This window comes from Streptomyces antioxidans, from assembly GCF_000968685.2.
GTDB classification, from domain to species: Bacteria; Actinomycetota; Actinomycetes; order Streptomycetales; family Streptomycetaceae; genus Streptomyces; species Streptomyces antioxidans.
Genome location: NZ_LAKD02000006.1, coordinates 81,924 through 103,575 on the forward strand (window position 1 = coordinate 81,924; position 21,652 = coordinate 103,575).

A 21,652-nucleotide genomic window follows, 5' to 3' on the forward strand; every position below is an offset into this window, starting at 1 on the left:
CCGGTCGGGCCTCCTTCTCCCGCATGGCCTAGGGAGTGCCCGCGGAAGGCATCCCGAAAGGCTTGCGACGCAATGCGCTTCACCTCTGAAACGTCAACCGACGGTGTCCGCGAACAGCTCTTCACCCTCGGTGAGATTCCCGGTGTGCTCTGGACGCCGGAGGGCGCCACCGGCGCCCGTCCCCTGATCGTGCTGGGACACGGCGGCGGTCAGCACAAGAAGGCCCCGGACATCCTGGCCCGTGCCCACCGCTCCGTGACCGAGTGCGGTTTCGCGGCGGTGGCGGTCGATGTGCCCGGACACGGCGACCGGCCACCGCACGAGGAGTACAACCGGATCGCCACCGAGAACCAGGCTCGTGTGGCGGCCGGGGCGGAACTGGCGCCGCTCATCGCCGGGTTCCAGGCGCTCGTGGCCCGCCAGACCGTTCCGGAATGGCGGGCGGTCCTGGACGCGGTGCGGCAGCTCGCGCACGTCGGCGCCGGTCCGGTGGGCTACTGGGGGATCTCGCTGGGCTGTGGGCTCGGCGTTCCGTTCGTCGCCGCAGAACCCCGGGTCCGCGCCGCGGTGCTGGGTCTGGGCGGGGCCCTCGCCGCCGCCGAGGCCGCCGCGCGGATCACCGTCCCGGTGGAGTTCCTGGTGCAGTGGGACGATGAGCGGGTGCCGCGTGAGCAGGGCCTGGCGCTGTTCGACGCCTTGGCCTCGGCCGAGAAGACACTGCACGCCAATCCCGGAGCACACGGGGAGCTCCCGGCCTTCGAGCTGGAGGGCGCGCTGAGGTTCTTCGCCCGCCACCTCGCCTGAGACCTCCGGCGCTTCGCCTGAGACCTCCGGCACCTCGTCTGAGACCACCGGCACCTCGGGGAGGACCGGCCTCAGATAAGCCGGGCGTACTCGCGGAACTCCCAGTCGGTGACGTACCGCTGGAACCTGGCCAGTTCGTCCCGCTTGAAGGTGAGGAAGGCGTCGACGAAGGGCTTGCCGAGCGCGTCGATGAGCTGGTCGTCGCCTTCCAGGGCGCCGAGGGCGCGGCCGAGGTCGGTCGGCAGCGGGGTGGCGGCGCCCCTGTCATGGCCTTCGCCGGTCATCGGCGGCGGGGGCTCCTCGGCGGCGGCGATGCCCAGCTGGACCGCGGCGAGCAGACCGGCGATGGCGAGATAGGGGTTGGCGGTGGCGTCGCCGAGCCGCACCTCCAGGCGGGCGGCGGCGCCGCGCTCGGGCGGGACGCGCACCAGCGCGTTGCGGTTGTCCAGGCCCCAGTTGACCAGCCAGGGGGCCGTGGTGTCCGGGCCGAAGCGCTTGTACGAGTTGACGGTGGGGTTGAGCAGCGCGGAGAGCGCCGGGGCGTGGGCGAGCACTCCCGCCAGGGCGTGGCGCGCCGGGGCGGACAGCCCGTAGGGCTCCCGGGGCGCGTCGAAGACGTTACGGCCGTCCGCGTCCACGAGGGACAGGTGGACGTGGAAGCCCGAGCCGCCCCCGTCGTTGAGGGGCTTGGCCATGAACGTGGCCAACCTGCCCTCCGCACGGGCGAGTTCCCTGACCGCGGCCTTGAAGCGAAAGGCCCGGTCCGCGGCGTCCAGCGCCTCGGAGTGGCTGAGGTTGAGCTCGAACTGGCCGCTGTCGTACTCCCGGTTGCCGCCGCTGACGTCGAGCCCGAGCGCGTGCAACGCCCGGAGGGTGCGCAGAAGGTGCCGGTCCGGGTCGCCCGTGCGGCCGGTCGTGTAGACGTGGCCGGGGGCGGGGGCGTAGCGCCGCCAGCCGACGGGTGCGTCCGGGTCCGGGTCGAGCAGGACGTATTCCAGCTCCGGGCCCACGACCGCGGTCAGGTCCTCGTCCAGCAGCCGGCCGATGACCTGGCGCAGCAGGTCCCGTGGCGATTCGGGCACGGGCAGCCCGGTGGCCGGGTCCCTGACGTCGCCGATGCACCAGGCCACGCCCGGCTCCCACGGCAGGGCGGCGAGCGTGGTCAGATCGGGGCGGACGAGGACGTCCGGCATACCGGCTTCGAGTCCGCCGGGGATGTACGAGTGATCGCCCAGCGCCGCGGTGTGGTACACGGCCCGGCTGAAGGCGAGCCCGTGGCCGACCGCGTGGGGCAGCTGGCGCAGCAGGATGTCCCGGCCGCGGTCGGCGCCCATCAGGTCGGGATAGGTGACCCGTACGACGTCGATGCCCTCGGCCGCGAGCGCCTCGGCCCTGAGGTGGACCCGGTCGGCTGGCTCGGCGCTCAATGGTCGCTCCCTGGAAGCGGGCCGGACGGTGTGCTCCGCTCCGACCCCGTGCCCTGTCGCGGCACCCCGCCGGGGTGTCGGATTATTTGATGCCAAATGAGAGGGCCACAGGATATGAGTCGTCCGAGCCGTTCACAAGGCTTGTCCGCGGCGATGCGGCCCCGGCCACGGCCGCCGCCCCGACCCGGGCGCGGCCATCGCCCGGCACCCCCGGCGCTCGGGGCTACATTTGAGCGCGAACGAATCACCCCCGGCGGCCCAGGCCGCCCGAAGCCGAGGAGGAGCCACCGTGCCCGGGCGCCGCCGATCCATCGCCGAGACCGAACAGGCCGTCCAGGAACGGCTCGGCGGCTTCGAGTTGCAGCGGGAACAGATGGCCGCCGTCGCCAATATCCACCGCGCCGCCGCGGCCGTCCGCCAGCACCTGGAGAACTCCGCGCTGCGCCCGCACGATCTGACCTGGACCGGCTTCGTGGTGCTGTGGGTGCTGTGGATCTGGGGCGAGGCCGAGACCTGGTCGGTCGCGGAAGAGGCGGGCATCTCCAAGGGGACGCTGACCGGGATCGCGCGCACCCTCGAGGCGCGCCAGCTGGTGGCCCGCGCGCCCCACCCGGAGGACGGGCGGCGCGTACTGCTCTCGCTCACCCCCGAGGGCGAAGAGCTGATGGAGCGCCTCTTCCCCGCGTTCAACGCCGAAGAGGCGTTCGTCGCCACACCGCTGAGCGCCGAGGAGTGCCTACGGCTGGCCAACGGGCTCCGCGCCATCGTGGCGCAGCTGGAGGAGCACGGCGAGGAACGCCGACGGCAGCTGCTCGACGGAACGGACCTCGCCCCGCGGCGTTCCGGCCGCCGCTCCCGCCGGTGACCCCCGCCCCGGACACTTCCCCACAACACCCCCAGGCCACCTCCCCGGAGCACCCCGGGACCCAGCCGCCGAGGCGACCTTGACCCAGTCCCGTGGCACCCTTAGCTTGTTTGGGGTCAAACGAAGAGGCGGAGGAGACCCGGAACATGCCCCAACGGCCGGACACAGCTGTGAGCGAGGCGCGGATCGCCGGTGTCACCGTCGACACCCGGCACTGGATCGGCGGCCGGCGCGTGGCGTCCGCCGACACCTTCCCCGACCTCTCGCCGATCGACGGCGGCACCCTCGCCCGGATCGCCCGCGGCGGCCCCGATGAGGCCGGGGCCGCCGTGGCCGCCGCCAAGGCCGCCTTCCCCGGCTGGGCCGCCACTCCCCCGGCCGAGCGCGCCCGCGTCCTCCACGCCATCGCCGACGGCGTCGAGGAGCGCCTTGAGGAGCTGGCGATCGTGGAGACCACCGACAACGGCGCGCTGCTGCGCTCGCACCGCCGGGGTGTCATACCGCGCGCCGCCCGCAACTTCCGCTTCTTCGCGGACTGGCTGCTGTCCCTGGGCCACGAGGACTTCACGACCCACACAGACGGCCACACCAACCCCGGCCACACCAATCACATCAGCTGGGACCCGGCCGGACCCTGTGTGCTGATCACGCCGTGGAACGCGCCGCTGATGCTCGCCACCTGGAAGGTCGCCCCGGCCCTGGCCGCCGGGAACTCGGTGGTGCTCAAGCCCGCGGAGTGGTCCCCGCTGACCGCCTCGCTGCTCGCGGACATCGCCGCCGGGGCGGGGCTGCCGCCGGGTGTCCTCAATGTGGTCCAGGGCCACGGCTCCGAGATCGGCGACGGTCTCACCTCCCACCCGGACGTCCGTCGGATCAGTTTCACCGGCTCGGTGCCGACCGCCCGGCGCATCGCCGCCTCCGCCGCGCGGAACCTGACCCCGCTGAGCCTCGAACTCGGCGGCAAATCCCCGCTGTTGGTCTTCGCGGACGCGGATCTGGAGCTGGCCGCCGAGCTGGCCGTGGAGCAGTTCGACAACGCCGGGCAGGTGTGTCTGGCCGCCACCCGCCTCCTCGTCGAGGAGTCCGTCGCGGAGGAGTTCACCGACCGCTTCGTCGGGAAGGCCGCCCGGCTGACGCAGGGCGATCCGCGCGAGGAGGCCACCGACATCGGGCCCACCATCCACCCCCGCCAGATCGAGCGGGTGGACGGTTTCGTACGGCGGGCGATCGCGGCCGGTGCCCGCGTGGTACTCGGCGGCGGCTCCCACACCCGGCGCGGCGGTCTGTACTACCGGCCCACCCTCCTCACCGATGTCGCCCGGGACTCGGAGATCGTGCAGGAGGAGGTCTTCGGCCCGGTGCTGACCCTGCAGACCTTCGCGGACGAGGCGGAGGCGGTCCACCTCGCCAACGACACCCGCTACGGGCTGGCCGCCACCGTGGCCACCGGCGACCACCGGCGCGCCGAACGCGTCACCGCCCGGCTGGTGGCGGGCACGGTCTGGGTCAACTGCTTCTTCGTACGGGATCTGCGGGCGCCGTTCGGCGGCTCCCGGCTCTCCGGGGTCGGCCGCGAGGGCGGCACCTGGAGCTTTGACTTCTACTGCGATCTGAAGAACCGCGTGACCGCCGGAGAGGGATTCAGCGACCATGGGTGAGATCGTCGGGGCGGGTCTGCTCGCCCATGTGCCCACCATCGTGCTCCCCGCAGAGACCCGGCGCGAGCTCAACGAGGGCAAGGAGATCACCCTGGTCACCGGCCTCCGGCAGCTCCGCGACGACGTCTTCGGGCGCGATGGCTACGACACCGTCGTCATCCTGGACTCCCACTGGGCCACCACCGTCGAGTTCGTGGTCACGGCCCACGCGCGGCGCGCGGGGCTGTTCACCTCCGACGAGCTGCCGCGGGGCATGTGCCGGATGCCGTACGACTTCCCCGGCGACCCCGAACTCGCCCGTGCCGTCGCCCGGTTCGCCGAGCCACACGGCACCTTCGTCACCCCGATCGACGACCCCTTCCTGCCGATCCACTACGCCACCGTCAACCTCTGGAAATTCCTGGGCGAGGGGCTGCCGGACAAGCGGTGGATGACGATCGGGGTCTGCCAGACCGGCGACATGGAGGACCACTTCCGGCTGGGCCGTGCGCTCGCCGACGGCATCGCCGCGACGCCCGGCCGCCGTGTGCTCCTGGTCGCCTCAGGCGCCCTCTCGCACACCTTCTGGCCGCTGCGCGAGATCCGGGACCACGAGGCCAGCGACCCGCGCCATGTCTTCACCCCGCAGGCGAGGGCGGCCGACGAGGAGCGCGTCCGCTGGCTCAAGGAGGGCCGCCACGACAAGGTCATCGACACCATGGACGCGTTCTGGCAGCACCAGCCCGAGGCGAGGTTCTTCCACTATCTGATGATGGCCGGTGCCCTCGGCGAGCGGGCGTGCGTGGCCCCGGCCCGCCAGTACGGCGCGTACGAGAACGCCATCGGCACCGGCCAGGCCCACCTCTGGTTCGACCGCCCGGCCGACGGCTGGACCGGCGCCGGCCCGGCCACGCCCACCACCACCCCGACCAGCCCCGTCTGAGGAGAGCCGACATGCCCGAGTACCGCCGCATCCTCCTCGACGGCGCCGTGGTGGAGACCGTCCGCGAGGGGGACGAACTCCTCGCCGGCGACGGCCGCCGCGTCCCGGTCCGCCAGGCACACCACCTGCCTCCCGCGGTCCCCTCCAAGGTGATCGCCGTCCACCTCAACCACCGCAGCCGGGTCGCCGAGTTCCAGGCCCGGCTCCCCGCCGCCCCCACCTACTTCCACAAGCCCACCTCGGCCCTCAACTCCCACCGGGGCGCCGTCGTCCGCCCCGAGGGCTGCAAGTGGCTCAACTACGAGGGCGAGGTGGCCATCGTCATCGGGAGGACGGCGCGGAACATCGCACCCCACCGGGCGGCGGACCACATCGCCGGTTACACGGTCGCCAACGACTACGGGCTGCATGACTTCCGGGACACCGACGCCGGTTCGATGCTCCGCGTGAAGGGGTCCGACACCCTGTGCCCGCTGGGGCCGGGGCTGGTCACCGACTGGGACTTCCACGGCAAATACCTGCGCACCTATGTCAACGGCCGCCTGGTGCAGGACGGGTCCACCGACGAGATGGCGTGGGACATGCACTATCTCGTCGCCGACATCGCCCGCACCATCACCCTCCACCCCGGTGATGTGCTGCTCTCCGGGACCCCCGCCAACTCCCGCCCCGTACAGCCCGGCGATGTCGTGGAGGTGGAGGTGGAGGGCCTGGGGCGGCTCACCAATCACATCGTCACCGGACCGGCCCCGGTCCGCGGCGACGTCGGAGCGCAGCCCACCGAGTCGGAGGAAGTCCTGTCCACCGCCCTCGGCGGGGACTGGGAGTTCCGCGGCATCCGGCCGCCGAAGCGGCCCTGACCACACCGGCGACGCCGAACCGAAGCCCGTCCGACCAAGGAGTGGACCACATGGATCTCAATGCCTGGCTCGCCACGGCCGTGGCGTCCAACGCCGACTGGGCGAAGGGCTTCGGCCCCTACCGGCCCCATCCTGCGCTGGCGGTCGACGACACCCGGTTCGCCACCGCGTTCGAGGCCTTCACCGAGCGGCTGAAGGACAACTACCCCTTCTTCCACCCCCGTTACGCGGGCCAGATGCTCAAGCCACCACATCCGGCGGCGGTCGTGGGCTACCTCACGGCGATGCTGGTCAACCCCAACAACCACGCTCTGGACGGTGGTCCCGCCACCGCCGAGATGGAGCGGGAGGCCGTCCAGCAGCTCGCCACGATGTTCGGCTACGACACCCACCTCGGCCATCTGACCACCAGCGGCACCATCGCCAACCTCGAGGCGCTCTTCGTGGCGCGCGAACTGCACCCCGGCCAGGGCGTCGCCTACAGCACCGAGGCCCACTACACCCACGGCCGGATGTGCGGTGTCCTGGGGGTGGAGGGCCATCCGGTCCCGGTGGACGACCTCGGCCGGATCGATCTCGACGCGCTGGAGCGGGTCCTGCGGACCGGCCGCGTCGGCACCGTCGTGCTCACCGCGGGCACCACCGGGCTCGGCGCCGTCGAGCCGGTCCACGAGGCGCTGGCGCTGCGCGAGCGCTACGGCGTCCGCGTCCACGTGGACGCCGCCTACGGCGGCTTCTTCACCCTGCTGGCCGGGGCGCCGGGCCCGGAGGGGCTGCCCGAGGAGCCGTGGCGGGCCATCGCCGAGGCGGATTCCATCGTCGTGGACCCGCACAAGCACGGCCTCCAGCCGTACGGCTGCGGCGCCGTGCTGTTCCGCGATCCCTCGGTGGGCCGGTTCTATCTGCATGACTCGCCGTACACCTACTTCACCTCCGGGGAGCTGCACCTCGGCGAGATCAGCCTGGAGTGTTCCCGCGCGGGCGCGGCGGCCGCCGCCCTGTGGCTCACGTTCCAGCTGATACCGCCCACCCGGGAGGGGCTGGGGCAGTCGCTCGCCGCGGGCCGGCGGGCGGCGCTGCGCTGGGCCGAACTGATCGAGGGCTCCGCCCGGCTGGAGCTGTACCAGGCCCCGGAGCTGGACATCGTCAGCTACTTCCCGGTGACCGAGGCCGCCACGCTGTCGCAGATCGACGCGGCAAGCAATCGCGTCCTCCAAGAGGGGATGGCGGACGGCGACCCCGTCTTCGTGAGCACGCTCCGGGTCGGCGCCGATCGTCTGACGGCCCTCCATCCGAAGCTCGTCCGGGACGCCGACGGGGCCCGCGTCCTGCGGAGCGTGCTGATGAAGCCGGAGTCCGAGGACTATGTCGACCAGCTCCATGAGCGGCTGGAACGGCTCGCGGGTGCGTGACGGCATGACCGGCCTGCGAGGTTACTTCCCGCCCAGGACCGCCACCGGCGCCGCGTCCCTCATCCCCTCCCCGCCGTGGCACTACTCCGGCGATCTGCTCACCGTCGAGTACCGCACCGACCCCGCACGGGTGCGGGAACTCCTGCCGGAGCCGCTGGAACCGGCCGCGGAGGATCCGGGGGCGGTCGCGCTGATCTGGGCCGACTGGCAGTCCTGCGCGGCCGGTGGCCGGGAGCTGCTGGATCCGGTGCTCTCCCAGTACAAGGAGGCCTTCGCGGTCGTCCGCTGCGCCTACCGGGGCCGGACGTACTCCCGCTGTGTCTACATCTGGGTCGACAAGGACTTCGCGATCGCCCGCGGCCTCCAGCAGGGCTATCCGAAGAAGTTCGGCTCCATCCACCAGACCCGCCCCCACCCGTACGGGCCCGCCCCGCGCATCGGGCCGGGGGCCCGGTTCGGCGCGACCCTCGCCGCCGCCGACCGGCGCCTCGCCCAGGCCGTGGTGACCCTGCGCGAACCCTCCGGGACCGGAGGCTTCGTCAACGGCCACCCGATGGCCCACCACCGTCGGCTGCCGTCGATCGAGAACGGCAAGGGCCCCGCCCTCGACGAGCTGATCGAGTCCGGCGCCGCCTCCTTCGAGGGCGGTCAGCCGTGGGTGGGCGACGCCGAGCTCGAGCTGTTCGACGCGCCCACCGAGGAGCTGGCCCGGCTGGAGGTCCGCGAGCCGATCGCCGCGTACTACCGCCAGGTCGGCGTGGTCTGGGACGGCGGCAGGCTGCTGGAGTCCGGCACCTCGGGGGGACAGTAGCCGCACCCGGATGTCCGTCACCCGTGGGGGAACCGCCCGGGCCCGCGCCCCCGTCTGCGACGATCTCCGCGTGGACTACCCGAACGACCAGGCCCCCGGCGCCCCCGTCCGCTCCGGTATTCCGGAGCACGGCCGGGTGCCCAACCGACATGACCACCACGACCGACACGACCGGCGCCAACGGCGCCTCCGGCGGCAACGGCGCCATCCGCCTGGTGGCCCTCGACATGGCCGGTACCACCGTCGCCGACGGCGGCCTGGTCGAGCGCGCCTTCGACGCCGCCGCCGGTGAGCTGGGCGTCGAGCCCGGCAACCCCCGACCACGCCGAGAAGCTGGCCCATGTGCGCACCACGGGCCGGGGCGGGTCTGGTCGCCGGGGCGCGCACCGGGGCCCACGGTGACGAGGCGTTCCGCGCGGCCGGGGCCACCCACGTACTGGACTCGGCGGCCGGCCTTCCCGCACTGCTGCGGGGTCGGGCTGATGGGCATCCGCTTCGACACGGTCACCGTGGCCTGCGACGGTGACCGCTCGCCATCCGCCCGGACGTGCTCCTCCCCGATGAGTCGCTGTCCGCGCTCGACGACCAGCTGCGCTCCGGGACCTGTACGTCACCCATGACGTCGGGCTCCCATTCAGCGTGACCATGCCCCGGCCGACTCGCCCCGGTGCGGGGTCTCCGCGTAGCGGACAGTCTTCCCCGGATGTGAAGTCGCTCCTGGTGACTGGGCGGTGACCAGGTGGTGACTGGGTAACGGCTGGGGCCAGGCCCGCCGACTGCTGGACGAGGCCGTGGGGCTGTCCGACGCCGCCCAGGACCAGCCTCCCGGCACCGCGTACCGGCTCACCCCCAACTTGCAGCGGCTGAACTTAGGCCTGGCACACCTGGGCCTGAAGGAGTTCGACCTGGCAGCCGACCACATCACCGCCGGACTCAAGGGCCTCCCCGCCGACCAGCAAGGGGCGGAGTGGACGAAGGAGCATCGGGGCGCGCTGGCCCAGGCGGAGGCCAACCGCTAGCGCACAAAGGGCTCACTTCGCGGAGGAACCAGGGGCCGGTCGTCCTACATCGACGCCTGGAAGTCCGCGACGGACAGCCGAGTCCGTGGTCAGGCGGGGGCGGACCGGCTGCGGTCCGTGGTCAGGCGGGGCGGACCAGATACGTGGCGCCCGCGTTCGCGGTGAAGGCCGTGACCCCCGGCTCCGGGCGGGTCGTGGGTACGGCCGCGCCCCCGGAGGTCACCCGTACGTCCGTCGCCGTGCGCAGCCGCGTCGGGCCTCCCGCCCCGGCGCTCAGCCCGGCCTCGCCCAGCGCCCCGCCCCGCCAGCTGATGTCCACCTCGAAACCGCCCCGCGCCAGCAGGCCCCGCACGCTGCCGTCCGGCAGGTTCGGGGGGAGGGCGGGCAGCAGGTGGAGCTCGTCGTGCTGGCTCTGCAGCAGCCATTCGGTCACTCCGGCGCAGGCGCCGAAGTTGCCGTCGATCTGGAACGGCGGGTGCAGATCGAAGAGGTTGGGGGCGGTGCGCTCGGGGGTGAGCAGATCGGTGAGCAGCTGGTAGGAGCGGTCCCCCTCCTGGAGCCGCGCCCAGAAGTTGATCTTCCAGGCGAGCGACCAGCCGGTCCCCGCGTCACCGCGCTGTACGAGGGTGGTGCGCGCCGCGGCGAACAGGTCCGGGGTCTGTGTCCGGCCGATCTGGTTGCTGGGATGCAGCCCGTACAGATGGGAGACATGCCGGTGCTGTTGCTCGGGGGCGTCCGCGTCCCAGTCCTGCTGCCACTCCTGGAGCTGGCCCCGCGCACCGACCTTCATGGGGGCGAGCCGTCCGCGCGCGGCGAGCGCCTGGTCCCGGAAGGCGGCGTCGGTGCCGAGGACGTCGGCGGCCGAGGCCACCGCGCCGAACAGGTCGCGCAGCAGCTGCATGTCCATCGTGGGCCCGGCGCACAGCGAGCCACCGTCCCCGCCGTGGTGGGCGTTCTCCGGGGAGATGGACGGGCAGGTGACCAGTGCGCCCGTGGCCGGGTCGGTCACCAGCGCGTCGAGGAAGAACTGGGCGGCGCCCTTGAGCACGGGGTAGCGCGCCCGCAGTTTCGCGGTGTCGCGGGTGTACCGGTAGTGCTCCCAGATGGCCATGGCCAGCCAGGCGCCGCCCATCGGCCACATCCCCCAGAAGGCGCCGTCCACGGGCGCGGTGCCGCGCCAGGCGTCGGTGTTGTGGTGGGTGACCCAGCCGTTCGCGCCGTACTGGGTGCGCGCCGTCGACTGCCCGGCCACGGCCAGCTCGTCGAGCAGGGCGAAGACCGGCTCCCAGCACTCCAGGAGGTTGGCGGGGGCGGCCGGCCAGTAGTTCATCTCGGTATTGATGTTGATGGTGTACTTCGATCCCCAGGGCGGGCCCGTCAGGTCGTTCCAGATGCCCTGCAGATTGGCGGGCTGGGTGCCGGGGCGGGACGCGGCGATGAGCAGATAGCGGCCGTACTGGAAGTGCAGCTCGATCAGTTGCGGATCGCCGCCGGAGGCGAAGCGGGCGACGCGCTCATCGGTGGGCAGGGCCGCCGCGTCGCTGGTGCCCACGTCCAGCGCGGTACGGCGGAACAGCGCGCGGTGGTCCTCGACATGGCGATCGCGCAGCTGTCCGTACGGGCGGTTCGCCGCCGGGTTGAGGTCCCCCGCCGCCTGGCCCGCCGCGTCGCCACGGGCGTTCTCCCAGTTCACATAGGTGGTGCCGATGGCCACCAGGACGGTGGCGGCGTTGGCTCCGCGGACGGTGACGGTCCCGCCCGCGCTGGTGGTGGCGCCGCCGTCGGCGAGCACCCGCACCAGCGCGCGGAACCCCACCGCGCCGTCCACCCCGCCGGTGGCGTCCCCGGTCCCGTCGAGTGCCGCGGTGAGCGGATCGGGCGAGGACAGCGAGGTGTGCAGCGGGCTGTCGAAGGTGGCGGCGAAGGACAGGGCGCCCGGCTTGGAGGCGGACAGCCGGACGGCGATCACGCGGTCGGGGGCGCTGGCGAACGCCTCGCGGGTGTAGGTCACACCGTCGCGGGTGTACGTGGTGGTGGCGATCGCCGAGTCCAGGTCCAGCTCCCGCCGGTAGCCGGACACCGTGCCGCCGGTCGGCAGCGTCAGGAGCAGGTTGCCGACGGTCTGGTACTGGGCCTGGCCACCGGGCACACCCAGGAAGTCGGAGTTGATCAGCGTCTCGGCCTCGGGCCACTTGCCGTCGAAGACGAGCTGCCGGATCCGGGGCAGGGCCGCGAGCCCCTTGTGGTTGTCGTATTCGTGTGGCCCGCCCGCCCAGAGGGTGTCCGCGTTGAGCTGCAGCCGCTCGGTCTCGGTCCCCCCGAACACCATCGCGCCGAGCCGCCCGTTGCCCAGGGGCAGGGCGCTCAGCCAGTCGGCGGCTGGCGCGCGGTACCACAGCGCCAGCGGCCGGTCCGCCGCCCGGTGGCCGCCGTGGTGCGCGGCGTGGGCGGACCCGGCGGACAGGCCGGTGGCCGCGAGGCCCGTGGTGGTCGTGGCGGCGAGGGCCACGAACGCTCGGCGCGGGACGTCAGGGGTCACTTGGCCCCGCCCGTGGCGTAGGTGATGCCGCCGAGGAGGTGCTGGCGGAAGGCGGGCTCGGCGTAGGACTCCTTGGTGTGGCCGAGTCCGGTGTAGAAGGCCCGGCCGCCCTTGTACTGCTGGTACCAGCTGATGGGGTGGTCGCCGTTCATGGTGCCGCCGCTGTACGAGGACTCGTCCAGCGCGGCGAGCACGTGCACCGTGGCCGTACCGCGCGGATTGGTGCGGTAGTTGTACCACTCGTCGGTGCGCACCCAGGTGTCGCCGAGGTGGGCCGTCGCCGGGTGGGCGTGGTCCTCGACCTTCACGGTGGCCTGCTGGATCGCCGGGTGGGACTGGAACCACGCACCGCACAGACCGCCGTAGAACGGCCAGTCGTACTCGGTGTCGGCGGCGGCGTGCACGCCCGCGTAGCCGCCACCCGCCGCGATATAACCCTCGAAGGCGGTCTGCTGCCCCGGGTCGAGGACGTCGCCGGTCGTGGACAGGAAGGCCACGGCGGCGTAGCGGGCGAGGTTGCCGGGGGTGAAGGCGGTGGCGTCCTCGGTGGCGTCGACGGCGAACCCGGCCTGGGCGCCCAGTTCCCGGATGGCGGCGATGCCGTCGGGGATGGAGTCGTGGCGGAAGCCCGCCGTCTTGGAGAACACCAGCACCCGGCCCGCCCTCGGCCGCCTGCGGACGGGCGCGGCCCACGCGGGTGCGTTCGCCGCGGTGATCAGGACGGCGCCGGCCGCGGCCTTCATCACGGCGCGGCGCCCGGTGGGGGTGGGGACGGGCAGGTCGGGACGTTTCCTGTGCACGGGGAACCTCCGGGGAGAAGTGTGATTCTCAAAGGGGGTTGGGCACAGCGCGCGCCGTCGCGCCTGGGGCGCCGTACGGACACCGGCTCCGAGGGGATGGACCGCGTCCGTTGAGCGTAAGGGGACCGTACCGAGTCGGCCCCACTTTGCAAAGCCCGTTGACAAAATCCTGTGCCCGGTCATCCGTTCACCGCCCGGTGGGCGCGGGACGGCCCGCGAGCCGCGGGGTGAACGTGGCGTGGAAGATGGTCGACGCGGCGCCGACGGCGGCGGCCTCACGGCTGAGCACGGACCGCTCGACATCGACGCGGCGCAGTCGTCTGGCGGTCGGGAAGTCATTGACGATGCGGGAGATCTCATCCGTGTAGAGGTCGGCGACGCCGTCGGTGAAGAACGGCCCGCCGAGCACGATCAGATCGATGTCCAGCAGGTCCACCAGGGACAGCGCTCCCCTGCCGATGGCCCCGGCCACATGGCGCACGGCCTTCTCGGCCACCGGGTCACCGGCCCCGGCCGCCGCGCTCACCACCCGGTGGGCCTCGCGCGGATCGTGTGCGGCGCGCGGGCCGAGGGCCATGCCGAGCCGGGTGGCCGTACCGGGGATGGACACCGGCGGATTGCACTCCGGCAGGATCTCCGGTCTGCCGTCCGCGTCCACCCGCTCCAGGGCGACGGCGCACAGCTGGCCGAACTCCCCCGCGTTGGCGCTGACTCCACGGTGGATGTCGCCGTTGAGGAACAGCCCGGCGCCCACCCCGGTGCCCAGGTACAGATACACGAAGTCGCGGGCGCGCCGGTTGCGCCCGATCCACCGCTCTCCCACGGCCGCGGCCGACGAGTCCTTCTCCATGACGATGGGGCAGCGGAAGCGGTCCTTGAGCATGTACAGCAGCGGCACATCACGCCACACCGACAGCAGCGGCGGATCGAGGACGGTGCCGGAGGCCACGTCCACCGGGCCGGGGGTGGCCACGCCGATGCCGAGGAACCCTCCGGGCCGCACGGCCCCGCCCGCGGCGTCCAGCACCCCGCGGCCCAACCGGGCGACGTGGTCCACGAGTTGATCCGGGCTCGCGGTCTGCCGGACGGGTTCGGTACGGCTGCGCACGATGGCGCCGTCGAGGTCCACCACGACCGCCGTCAGCACCTCGGGGTCCACATGGATGCCCAGCGCGTGCCCGGCGTCGCCGCGCAGCCGCACCGGGGTGCGCGGCTTGCCGGAGGTGGCCTGCCGCCGGTCGTCCTCCACCAGGATGCCGCGGCGCAGCAGCGAGCGGCAGATCCGGGAAACCGACTGCTGGGTGAGGCCGGTGCGGTGGGAGATCTCACCGCGGGTGATGGTCCCGGCCAGCCGTACCGCCTCGATGACCACGCACTCGTTGAAGGAGCCGAGGTCGATCTGGTTGGCGCCGCCCCAGGTCTCCCGGCGCTGGTCGTCACCGGCCCGGGGGCCACCGGCGAAGTGGGTGGCGATGGGCTCCCGGAGCCAGCGCACGGGTGGCCGCTCGCGGTCGGCGCCTGGCCGGGTCGCGTACGCCCTGAGGGCGGCGGCCAGATCGAGGTAGACGCGGTGGGAGGACTCCGGGTGGCGGGTGCAGTCCAGGCCGACCATGGCGCGCAGGAAGGTGCGCCAGGTGGTGCGCGCCGGAAGGGCGTGGTGCACCACTCCGGGGTGCCGCTCGGGTGGCGGCCCGCACGTGCCGGTGTCCCACAGGGTGATGGCGTGCAGGGAGGCGCCCGGGTGGCGGCGCCGGGCCTCGCCCAGGTATCCGGCCAGCCGGTCCCGGCCGCGCGGGGACCCCGGCGCCGGGGCTGGCGGGACCTTCAGCGCGGCCTCGACCGCCGCGTCCACCGCGGCGATGACATCGGCGCCGGACGGGCCGCCGCGGCGCCGCTCGTGGGCGGCCGGGCGGGTGCCCACCAGCAGCAGCGCCCGGTGGGTGTCCAGGTACAGGCCGAGCACCCACACCTCGGCCTCCGGGAGCGGGGGGCGGGTGGGCACCACGGGCACGGTGGCGTTGCCGGGCGTCACCCGCCAGCGCTGGCGGATCGCGGCCACCGCCGCGTGGCTGTAGCCGAGTTCGCGGGCGACCGCGCGGGAGGCGCCGCCACCGTCGGGCGCCAGTACCGTACGGGTGATGACCTCGGCCTCGTCGATGATGGCGGGCCGCCCGGGGCGGGGGCGCTCCCGCAGGCCCGCCATGCCGGAGGTGTCGAAGCGCTGCCGCCAGTGGCCCACGGTCTGCCGGGAGACCTCGAGCCGCCGGGCGATCTCGGCGTTGCGCAGCCCCTGGGCGGCGAGGAGGACGACGGCGGCGCGGACGGCGCGCGGCCCGCCCTCCGCCACCCAGCGCTTCAGCAGCCCGCGGTCCTCCTCGGGCAGGCCCGTGGCCTCCGCCTCCTGGTAGGGCGGGTTCACGACGCCCCGCGCGCCAGCCGGAGGGTCAGGATCTGGAACGGGCGCAGCTCGAGGTCCACCACGCCCGCGCGGTGCGCCAGTTCGCCGGTGGGGTCCTCCAGGAGGTCGGTCACCTGGACCCGCTCGACCGGGAACCCGGCGGCGAGGGTGGTCCGGGTGCGGCCCCCTCGCGACTCGTAGAGCCGGACCACGACATCGCCGGAGCGGTCGTCGGCGAGCTTGACCGCCTCCACCACGACGCCCGGATCGCCCACCGCGACCAGCGGCGGTCCGGCCAGCCGGGGGGCGGCCGGGCGGAGCGGGAGGCTGAAGGCGTAGCCCCCGGCCACCGCGTCGCCGATGTCCGCGCCGGGGCACAGCGCGTAGCGGAAGCGGTGGCGGCCCCGGTCGGCGTGGGGGTCGGGGCTGTGGGGTCCGCGCAGCAGGGTGAGCCGGACGGTGGTGGTGGTTCCGCCGTCCTCGCGGGTGCGGCGGCCGGCGTCGTATCCGTAGCTGGAGTCGGTGAGCAGGGCCGCGCCCCAGCCGTGTTCACCGACGTGGATCCAGCGGTGCGCCCACGCCTCGAAGCGGGCGGCGTCCCAGCTGGTGTTCTCGTGGGTGGGCCGCTCGACATGGCCGAACTGGATCTCGGCCGCGGTGCGTTCGGCGTGGACGTCCAGGGGCCAGACGGCCTTGAGTACGGTGTCCTCCTCCCGCCAGTCGATGTCCGTGTCCACCTCCAGGATCCGGCCGCCCGCGGCCAGGGCGAGGTGCTGCGTGACCACGGACCGGCCGGTGGTGCGCTCCACGCGGACCCGCGCCAGCAGCGGGCCCTCGTCGTCGAGGTGGACGGCGGTGGCGGTGTCCAGATCGCGGTGGACGTCGCGGTACTGGGCGTCCAGGTTCCAGGCGCTCCAGCGCACCGGATCGTCGGGGTGCAGCCGCAGCAGGTTCCCTGCGGCACCGGGCGCGATGGCCTCCCGGCGGGAGGCGTGGTCGTACGCGGAGCGGACCAGCCCCTCGGCGTCGATACGGACCGTCAGCGCGCCGTTGTCCAGCACGTATCCACCACCGTCCGCGGGCCGGGCGGTGACCCGTGGCGCATCGTCGGTGCCGGTGCCGGTGCCGGGAACATCGGCGCCGAGGACGGCGGCGCCGAGCGCCGGGGCCTGGGCGAGCACCGCGTACCGGCCGTCGGACAGCTTCTGCACCCGGCCGCCGGTGGTGGGCGGGGTGTCGAGGAGTACCACCTCGCGCCGCGCGTGCGGGGCGGCGTTGAGGACGGCGAGGGGTCCCGCGGGGTCCGGGGGCCCGGCGGCGCGGGCCACGATCCGCTCCAGGCCTCGGTGGACGGCGCGGTAGGTCTGCTCGGCCTGCTGGTGGACCCAGGAGATGGAGGTGCCGGGGAGGATGTCGTGGAACTGGTGCAGCAGTACCTGCTTCCACAGCCCGTCAAGCGCCTCGTACGGATACGGCTCGCCGGTGCGGACGGCGGCGGTCGCCGCCCACAGCTCGGCCTCGCGCAACAGCGCCTCGCTGCGCCGGTTGCCGCGCTTGGTGCGGGCCTGGCTGGTGTAGGTGCCGCGATGGGTCTCCAGATACAGCTCACCGCGCCACACCGGCGGGTCGGGGTACTCCTCGCGGGCCTCGCGGAAGAACTCCGACGGGTTCTGGACCCTGACCCGCGGGGAGCCCTCCAGGTCGGCCAGGCGCCTGGCCTTCTCCAGCATCTCGCGGGTGGGCCCGCCCCCGCCGTCGCCGAAGCCGAACGGGGCCAGGGAGCGGGTGCCCGCGCCCTTGTCGGCGTATTCGGCCACGGCGTGGGCCAGTTCGGCGCCGGACAGGGTGGCGTTGTAGGTGTCCACGGGCGGGAAGTGGGTGAAGATCCGCGTGCCGTCGATCCCCTCCCACCAGAAGGTGTGGTGGGGCAGCCTGTTGGTCTCGTTCCACGACAGCTTCTGGGTGAGGAACCAGCGGGCCCCCGCGAGCGCGGCCAGCTGCGGATACGCGGCCGTGTAGCCGAAGGAGTCCGGCAGCCAGACCCCGTCGGTCTCCACGCCGAGCTCCTGGGAGAAGAAGCGGCGGCCGTGGACCAGCTGGCGGGCCAGGGCCTCACCGCCGGGCAGATTGCCGTCCGCCTCGACCCACATGCCGCCCACCGGCGCCCAATTGCCCTCGGCCACAGCCTTCTTGATCCGCTCGAAGACATACGGCTGGTGGTCGCGCATCCAGGCGTAACTCTGTGCGGAGGAGCAGGCGAAGACCAGCTCGGGGTACTCCTCGGCCAGCGCGGCCACGCTGGAGAAGGTCCGGGCGCACTTGCGCACGGTCTCGCGCAGCGGCCACAGCCACGCGGAGTCGATATGGGCGTGGCCCACGGCGGCGATGGTGTGCGCGGAGTCATGGGCGCGCCGGTCGAGGACCGGGCGCAGGATCTCGCGGGCCGCCGCGGCGCCCGCGGCGACACGGCGCGGGGGCACGCTGTCCACGGCCCGCTGGAGGGCGCGCAGGATCTCGTGGCGGCGCGGCAGCCCGAGGGGCAGTTCGCGCATCAGCTCGTCCAGCACCTCCATGTCGTGCAGGAGCTGCCAGACGTCCTCCTCGCGCACCACGAGGTCGGCGCGGCGCAGCCGGTACAGCTCCTCCTCGCCCGCGGTGAGCCGGTGGCCGTAGTGGGTGCCGGTGCCCGCGCTGCCGACGATGGGTGGATTGGCGGCGGCCTCGACCAGCAGGGACACCCGCTCGCCACCGGTGGCGCGGGTGGTCAGCGGCACCGAGCGGTGGTGGGGGTGCAGGCCCTCCAGCGGGGTGCCGTCCGCGGTGTGGACCAGGCCCTCGGCCTGGCCGCCGGGGCCACGGGAGAGGTCGAAGCCGAGGTCGAACAGGGCCTCCACGCGGCGGCCCGCCCAGCGCTCGGGGACCGTCGCGGTGGTACGGAACCAGGTGGTCGACCACGGGCCGCCCCAGCTGTCACCGGTGACGAACGGCCGGTACTCGGCGCGCAGCGCGTCGGCCACCGGCACCGGCTCCCCCGGGAGGTGCCAGGCGGCGACCTCCAGCGGGACGCGATCGCCGTACAGCGCCGGGCGCAGGCGCTCGGCGATGAATTTCGCGATGCGCTCTTCCACGGCGCGGCGGTCGTCGTGCATGGTCGGCCGTTCCTCCTGACTGCCTCAGGGAAAGTGCGCGTGACGTTTATGTAAAACCATGCGTGTTATCACGTCAACGCTTCTGCTCAAATACCGGAGCACGGCTCGGAACTGCCCCCGTGAGCTGCCGTTTTACTCGGTAAAAGAAGCGGTTCGACGCCTTGTCAGGAGGAAATTAAGCGGCCTTCCATCGACTGTGTCAATAAAGCGAATTGACATCTGGCACAGAAATGCGGCGGGGAGGAGTCGGCGTTCTCCTCCCCGCCGCGCGGGCCGTCCGGCGGTTCCCCTCGGGACCTTCGGCGCGGCCCTGCTCGTCCCGGCTCAGCCGGTGGTGAAGGTGAAGTCGTCCAGGTCGAAGAGGTTGCCCTGGCCCGTGACGCCCTTGAAGACGAAGGTGAGCGTGGTCGTCCCCGAGGGGGCGCCACTGAGCGTGGCGCTCACGTCCTGGAAGTTCTCCCAGCCGCCGGTGGTGGGCACGGTCGCGGTGCCCAGCAGGGTCCCGGTGGGGCTGCCCGCGCGGACCTCGATGGTGCCGCCGGGGCCGCCGGAGGAGACGCGGGCGGTGAGCTTGGTGGCGTTGTTGAGGATGTACGGCTTGAAGGCGATCCAGTCGCCGTTGTCGGTGAAGCCGACCGTCTTGCCGCCGTGTGCCGTGGAGTGGCTCGCCTGCTCGATGCCCTGGAACGCGGTGTAGTGCTCGCCCTGCCGGTGCTTGGGCTGGGTGACGTTCTGGTCGTGGGTGGTCAGCGGGGGCTGGCCGCTGGCTCCCTTGTCGGTGTACTCGGCGTCGAAGACCCCGAAGATATTGGCGTTCTCGTCGTGTTCCCCGTCCGCCAGCGTCTGCAGGGTGCCCTCACAGCCGGTGCCGGAGGTGATGGGATGGGCGTGGCTGTCGTGCCCGAGAAGATGGGTGATCTTCACCTTGGAGCAGTCGATGGCGCCGTCCTCCGGGTCGCTGACCTTGATCCGGAAGGGCACCTTGTCGCCGAAGGTGAACAGCTGGCCGTCGCCGGGGAGTTCCAGGGTGACCGTCGGCGCGGTGTTGCCCACGGTGATGTGCACGCTCGCGGTGCCGGTCAGGCCGCCGGGGTCCTTGGCGGTCAGAGTGGCGGTGTAGGTGCCGTTGGCGGTGTACGTGTGTGTCGGGTTGGCCTCGGTGGACTTCCCGCCGTCGCCGAAGTCCCAGCTGTAGCCGATGGTGTCACCGTCGGGGTCACTGCTGCCGGACGAGGAGAACGCCACCCGGAGCGGGGCCTTGCCCGAGGTCTTGTCGCTCGACGCCTGGGCGACCGGCGCCCGCCCGCCGACGACGTTCTCGATGCGGTACAGCGCCGAGTTCGCGTCGCCCGCGCCCCATCCGGTGCCGTAGTCCAGGACGTACAGCGCGCCGTCCGGGCCGAAGGCCATGTCCATCACCTGGGTGCCGGTCCAGGGAAAGGCGTTGATCGAGCTGACCGTGCCGTCCGCGGTCTGCTCGATCCGCTTGATCCACTTGCGGCCGAACTCCCCCGCGAAGAAGTCGCCGTCGTAACTCTGCGGGAACTTCACCGGTGAGTTGAGGCCGGCGTCGTAGCGGTAGACCGGTCCGCCCATCGGGGATTCCGAGCCGGAGCCGAACTCGGGCACGGACCCGCCGTCGTAGGGGATCCAGGCGGGCTGGGCCGGGGGCAGATCGGTGAGGCCGGTGTTGTTCGGCGAGGTGTTCTTCGGGGCGGCGCAGTTGAAGGCGGAGCCGGAGGCGCCGGTGGCGAAGTCGAAGTCGATGTACGGCTGGTTCTTGCCGACGCAGTAGGGCCAGCCGAAGTTGCCCGCCTTGGTGACCCGGGCGAACTCCACCATGCCCTGCGGACCGCGGGTGGAGCTGGCGTTGCCCGCGTCGGGACCGTAGTCGCCGACGTACACCACACCGGTGGCCCTGTCGACGCTCATCCGGAACGGGTTGCGGAAGCCCATCGCGTAGATCTCGGGACGGGTCTTCGCCGTGCCGGGGGCGAAGAGGTTGCCCGCCGGGATGTCGTACGAGCCGTCCGCCTTGACCTTGATGCGCAGGATCTTGCCGCGCAGATCGTTGGTGTTGCCCGCGCTGCGCTGGGCGTCGAAGGCCGGATTGCGGCTCGCCCGCTCGTCGATCGGGGTGTAGCCGTCGGAGGCGAAGGGGTTGGAGTCATCGCCGGTCGACAGATACAGATTGCCCTGGGCGTCGAAGTCGATGTCGCCGCCGACGTGGCAGCACATGCCGCGCGAGGTCTTGACCTCCAGCACGGTCTTCTCGCTGGCCCGGTCCAGGGTGCCGTCGGTCTTGAGCACGAAGCGGGAGAGCCGGTTGACGCCGTCGAACTTCGTGAAGTCCGCGGCCGTGCCGTTCTCCGGGGCGTCACCGGCCGGGGTGTTCAGCGGCGGCGCGTAGTAGAGGTAGATGAAGCGGTTGCCACTGAACCCCGGGTCGACCCCGACGCCCTGCAACCCCTCCTCGTCATGGCTGTACACCGGCAGCGTGCCAGCCACCTTGGTGGTGCCCGCGGCGTCGGTCAGCCGCAGGGTGCCATCGCGCGAGGTGTGCAGCACCGAGCGGTCGGGCAATACGGCGAGCGACATCGGCTCGCCCGTCTCGGCCACGCCCTTGGCGAGGGTCACCTGTTGGAACACGGGCGCGGCGGCCCCGGCGGCCCGGCCGGGGTCGGGCACCGCGTCCGCGGCCGGTGTGGTGAACGTCAGGGTGGCACCGGTGAGCAGTGCTCCGGCGAACAGCGCGAGGGATCTGCGCAGTCTCAGGCGTTTCCTGTGCACGGAAGTCCTCCGTATCCGGTGAGGTTAACGAACGTGCCAAGCACAAACGCGCGCCGCCGCGCCAAGCCATACCAATCCAGGGGCTCCGCCCCTGGCCCCCGGGCATCTGGGGCGCCGCCCCGGGTCCAGCCAGGGTCTGGGGCACAGCCCGAGTCTGAGGCTGCGGCCGAGCCCCGAGTCGGAGATCTGGGCGCCGCC

The 21,652-nt window shown here is 72.8% G+C and carries 13 protein-coding genes and 2 pseudogenes; 9 read left to right on the top strand and 6 right to left on the bottom strand.

The annotated features are described in order from the left end of the window. Positions 1-72 precede the first annotated feature (72 nt). Positions 73-804, top strand: coding sequence for a dienelactone hydrolase family protein (locus tag VT50_RS05305; protein ID WP_046084671.1), 732 nt, complete (start codon positions 73-75; stop codon positions 802-804). Between the two features lie 71 nt (positions 805-875). On the opposite strand, the gene VT50_RS05310 is transcribed toward VT50_RS05305, so the two are convergent. Continuing rightward, positions 876-2,231 carry a glutamine synthetase family protein gene (locus tag VT50_RS05310; RefSeq protein ID WP_046084672.1) on the bottom strand — a complete coding sequence of 452 codons (1,356 nt, stop codon included), beginning with the start codon at positions 2,229-2,231 and terminating at the stop codon, positions 876-878. A gap of 289 nt (positions 2,232-2,520) precedes the next feature. On the opposite strand from VT50_RS05310, the gene VT50_RS05315 reads away from it, so the two are divergent. The 8 genes and pseudogenes from VT50_RS05315 (at position 2,521) to VT50_RS05350 (ending at position 9,778) form a co-directional block, all read left to right on the top strand. Next, on the top strand, positions 2,521-3,096 hold the full coding sequence (locus tag VT50_RS05315; protein ID WP_046084673.1) for a MarR family winged helix-turn-helix transcriptional regulator: 576 nt from the start codon (positions 2,521-2,523) through the stop codon (positions 3,094-3,096). A gap of 146 nt (positions 3,097-3,242) precedes the next feature. Continuing rightward, positions 3,243-4,754 (top strand): aldehyde dehydrogenase, encoded by a 1,512-nt coding sequence (locus VT50_RS05320; protein WP_046084674.1) that lies wholly within the window; start codon positions 3,243-3,245, stop codon positions 4,752-4,754. Continuing rightward, the gene (locus VT50_RS05325; RefSeq protein ID WP_046084675.1) at positions 4,747-5,676 is read left to right on the top strand and encodes a DODA-type extradiol aromatic ring-opening family dioxygenase; all 930 of its coding nucleotides are present in this window, start codon (positions 4,747-4,749) and stop codon (positions 5,674-5,676) included. The genes VT50_RS05320 and VT50_RS05325 overlap by 8 nt, the downstream gene beginning before the upstream one ends. Positions 5,677-5,687: 11 nt before the next feature. After that, on the top strand, positions 5,688-6,536 hold the full coding sequence (locus VT50_RS05330) for a fumarylacetoacetate hydrolase family protein (protein WP_046084676.1): 849 nt from the start codon (positions 5,688-5,690) through the stop codon (positions 6,534-6,536). 50 nt (positions 6,537-6,586) lie between these two features. Then, entirely contained in the window at positions 6,587-7,948 is a 1,362-nt protein-coding gene (locus VT50_RS05335; protein ID WP_046084677.1) for a pyridoxal phosphate-dependent decarboxylase family protein, read from the top strand. Between the two features lie 4 nt (positions 7,949-7,952). Then, a complete protein-coding gene (locus tag VT50_RS05340) occupies positions 7,953-8,759 on the top strand; it encodes an acetoacetate decarboxylase family protein (RefSeq protein ID WP_046084699.1) in 807 nt (268 codons plus the stop codon). A gap of 149 nt (positions 8,760-8,908) precedes the next feature. Beyond that, positions 8,909-9,113 (top strand): annotated as a pseudogene (locus VT50_RS41270) (haloacid dehalogenase); the annotation flags it as partial. 437 nt (positions 9,114-9,550) lie between these two features. Next, positions 9,551-9,778: a hypothetical protein gene (locus tag VT50_RS05350; protein ID WP_046084679.1), complete on the top strand. Its 228-nt coding sequence runs from the start codon at positions 9,551-9,553 to the stop codon at positions 9,776-9,778. Positions 9,779-9,899: 121 nt separating this feature from the next. Here VT50_RS05350 and VT50_RS05355 read toward each other — a convergent pair whose 3' ends face one another. The 5 genes and pseudogenes from VT50_RS05355 to VT50_RS05375 form a co-directional block, all read right to left on the bottom strand. After that, on the bottom strand, positions 9,900-12,317 hold the full coding sequence (locus VT50_RS05355) for a glycoside hydrolase family 95 protein (RefSeq protein WP_046084680.1): 2,418 nt from the start codon (positions 12,315-12,317) through the stop codon (positions 9,900-9,902). After that, positions 12,317-13,060: pseudogene (locus tag VT50_RS05360) on the bottom strand (ThuA domain-containing protein); the annotation flags it as partial. The gene VT50_RS05355 and the pseudogene VT50_RS05360, both read right to left, overlap by 1 nt. Positions 13,061-13,304: 244 nt before the next feature. After that, entirely contained in the window at positions 13,305-15,536 is a 2,232-nt protein-coding gene (locus VT50_RS40920) for an ROK family protein (protein ID WP_075200268.1), read from the bottom strand. Next, entirely contained in the window at positions 15,533-18,664 is a 3,132-nt protein-coding gene (locus tag VT50_RS05370; protein WP_046084681.1) for an alpha-mannosidase, read from the bottom strand. Before VT50_RS05370 ends, VT50_RS40920 begins: the two co-directional genes overlap by 4 nt. 324 nt (positions 18,665-18,988) lie before the next feature. Next, positions 18,989-21,454 carry a PQQ-dependent sugar dehydrogenase gene (locus VT50_RS05375; protein ID WP_046084682.1) on the bottom strand — a complete coding sequence of 822 codons (2,466 nt, stop codon included), beginning with the start codon at positions 21,452-21,454 and terminating at the stop codon, positions 18,989-18,991. Positions 21,455-21,652 lie beyond the last annotated feature (198 nt).

What these genes read in the sequence shown, in the direction of transcription:
- VT50_RS05335 (WP_046084677.1), top strand. Translation starts at nt 6,587, where the DNA reads ATGGATCTCAATGCCTGGCTCGCCACGGCCGTGGCGTCCAACGCCGAC.
- VT50_RS05340 (WP_046084699.1), top strand. Translation starts at nt 7,953, where the DNA reads ATGACCGGCCTGCGAGGTTACTTCCCGCCCAGGACCGCCACCGGCGCC.
- VT50_RS05325 (WP_046084675.1), top strand. Translation starts at nt 4,747, where the DNA reads ATGGGTGAGATCGTCGGGGCGGGTCTGCTCGCCCATGTGCCCACCATC.
- VT50_RS05330 (WP_046084676.1), top strand. Translation starts at nt 5,688, where the DNA reads ATGCCCGAGTACCGCCGCATCCTCCTCGACGGCGCCGTGGTGGAGACC.
- VT50_RS05370 (WP_046084681.1), bottom strand. Translation starts at nt 18,664, where the DNA reads ATGCACGACGACCGCCGCGCCGTGGAAGAGCGCATCGCGAAATTCATC.
- VT50_RS05305 (WP_046084671.1), top strand. Translation starts at nt 73, where the DNA reads ATGCGCTTCACCTCTGAAACGTCAACCGACGGTGTCCGCGAACAGCTC.
- VT50_RS05320 (WP_046084674.1), top strand. Translation starts at nt 3,243, where the DNA reads ATGCCCCAACGGCCGGACACAGCTGTGAGCGAGGCGCGGATCGCCGGT.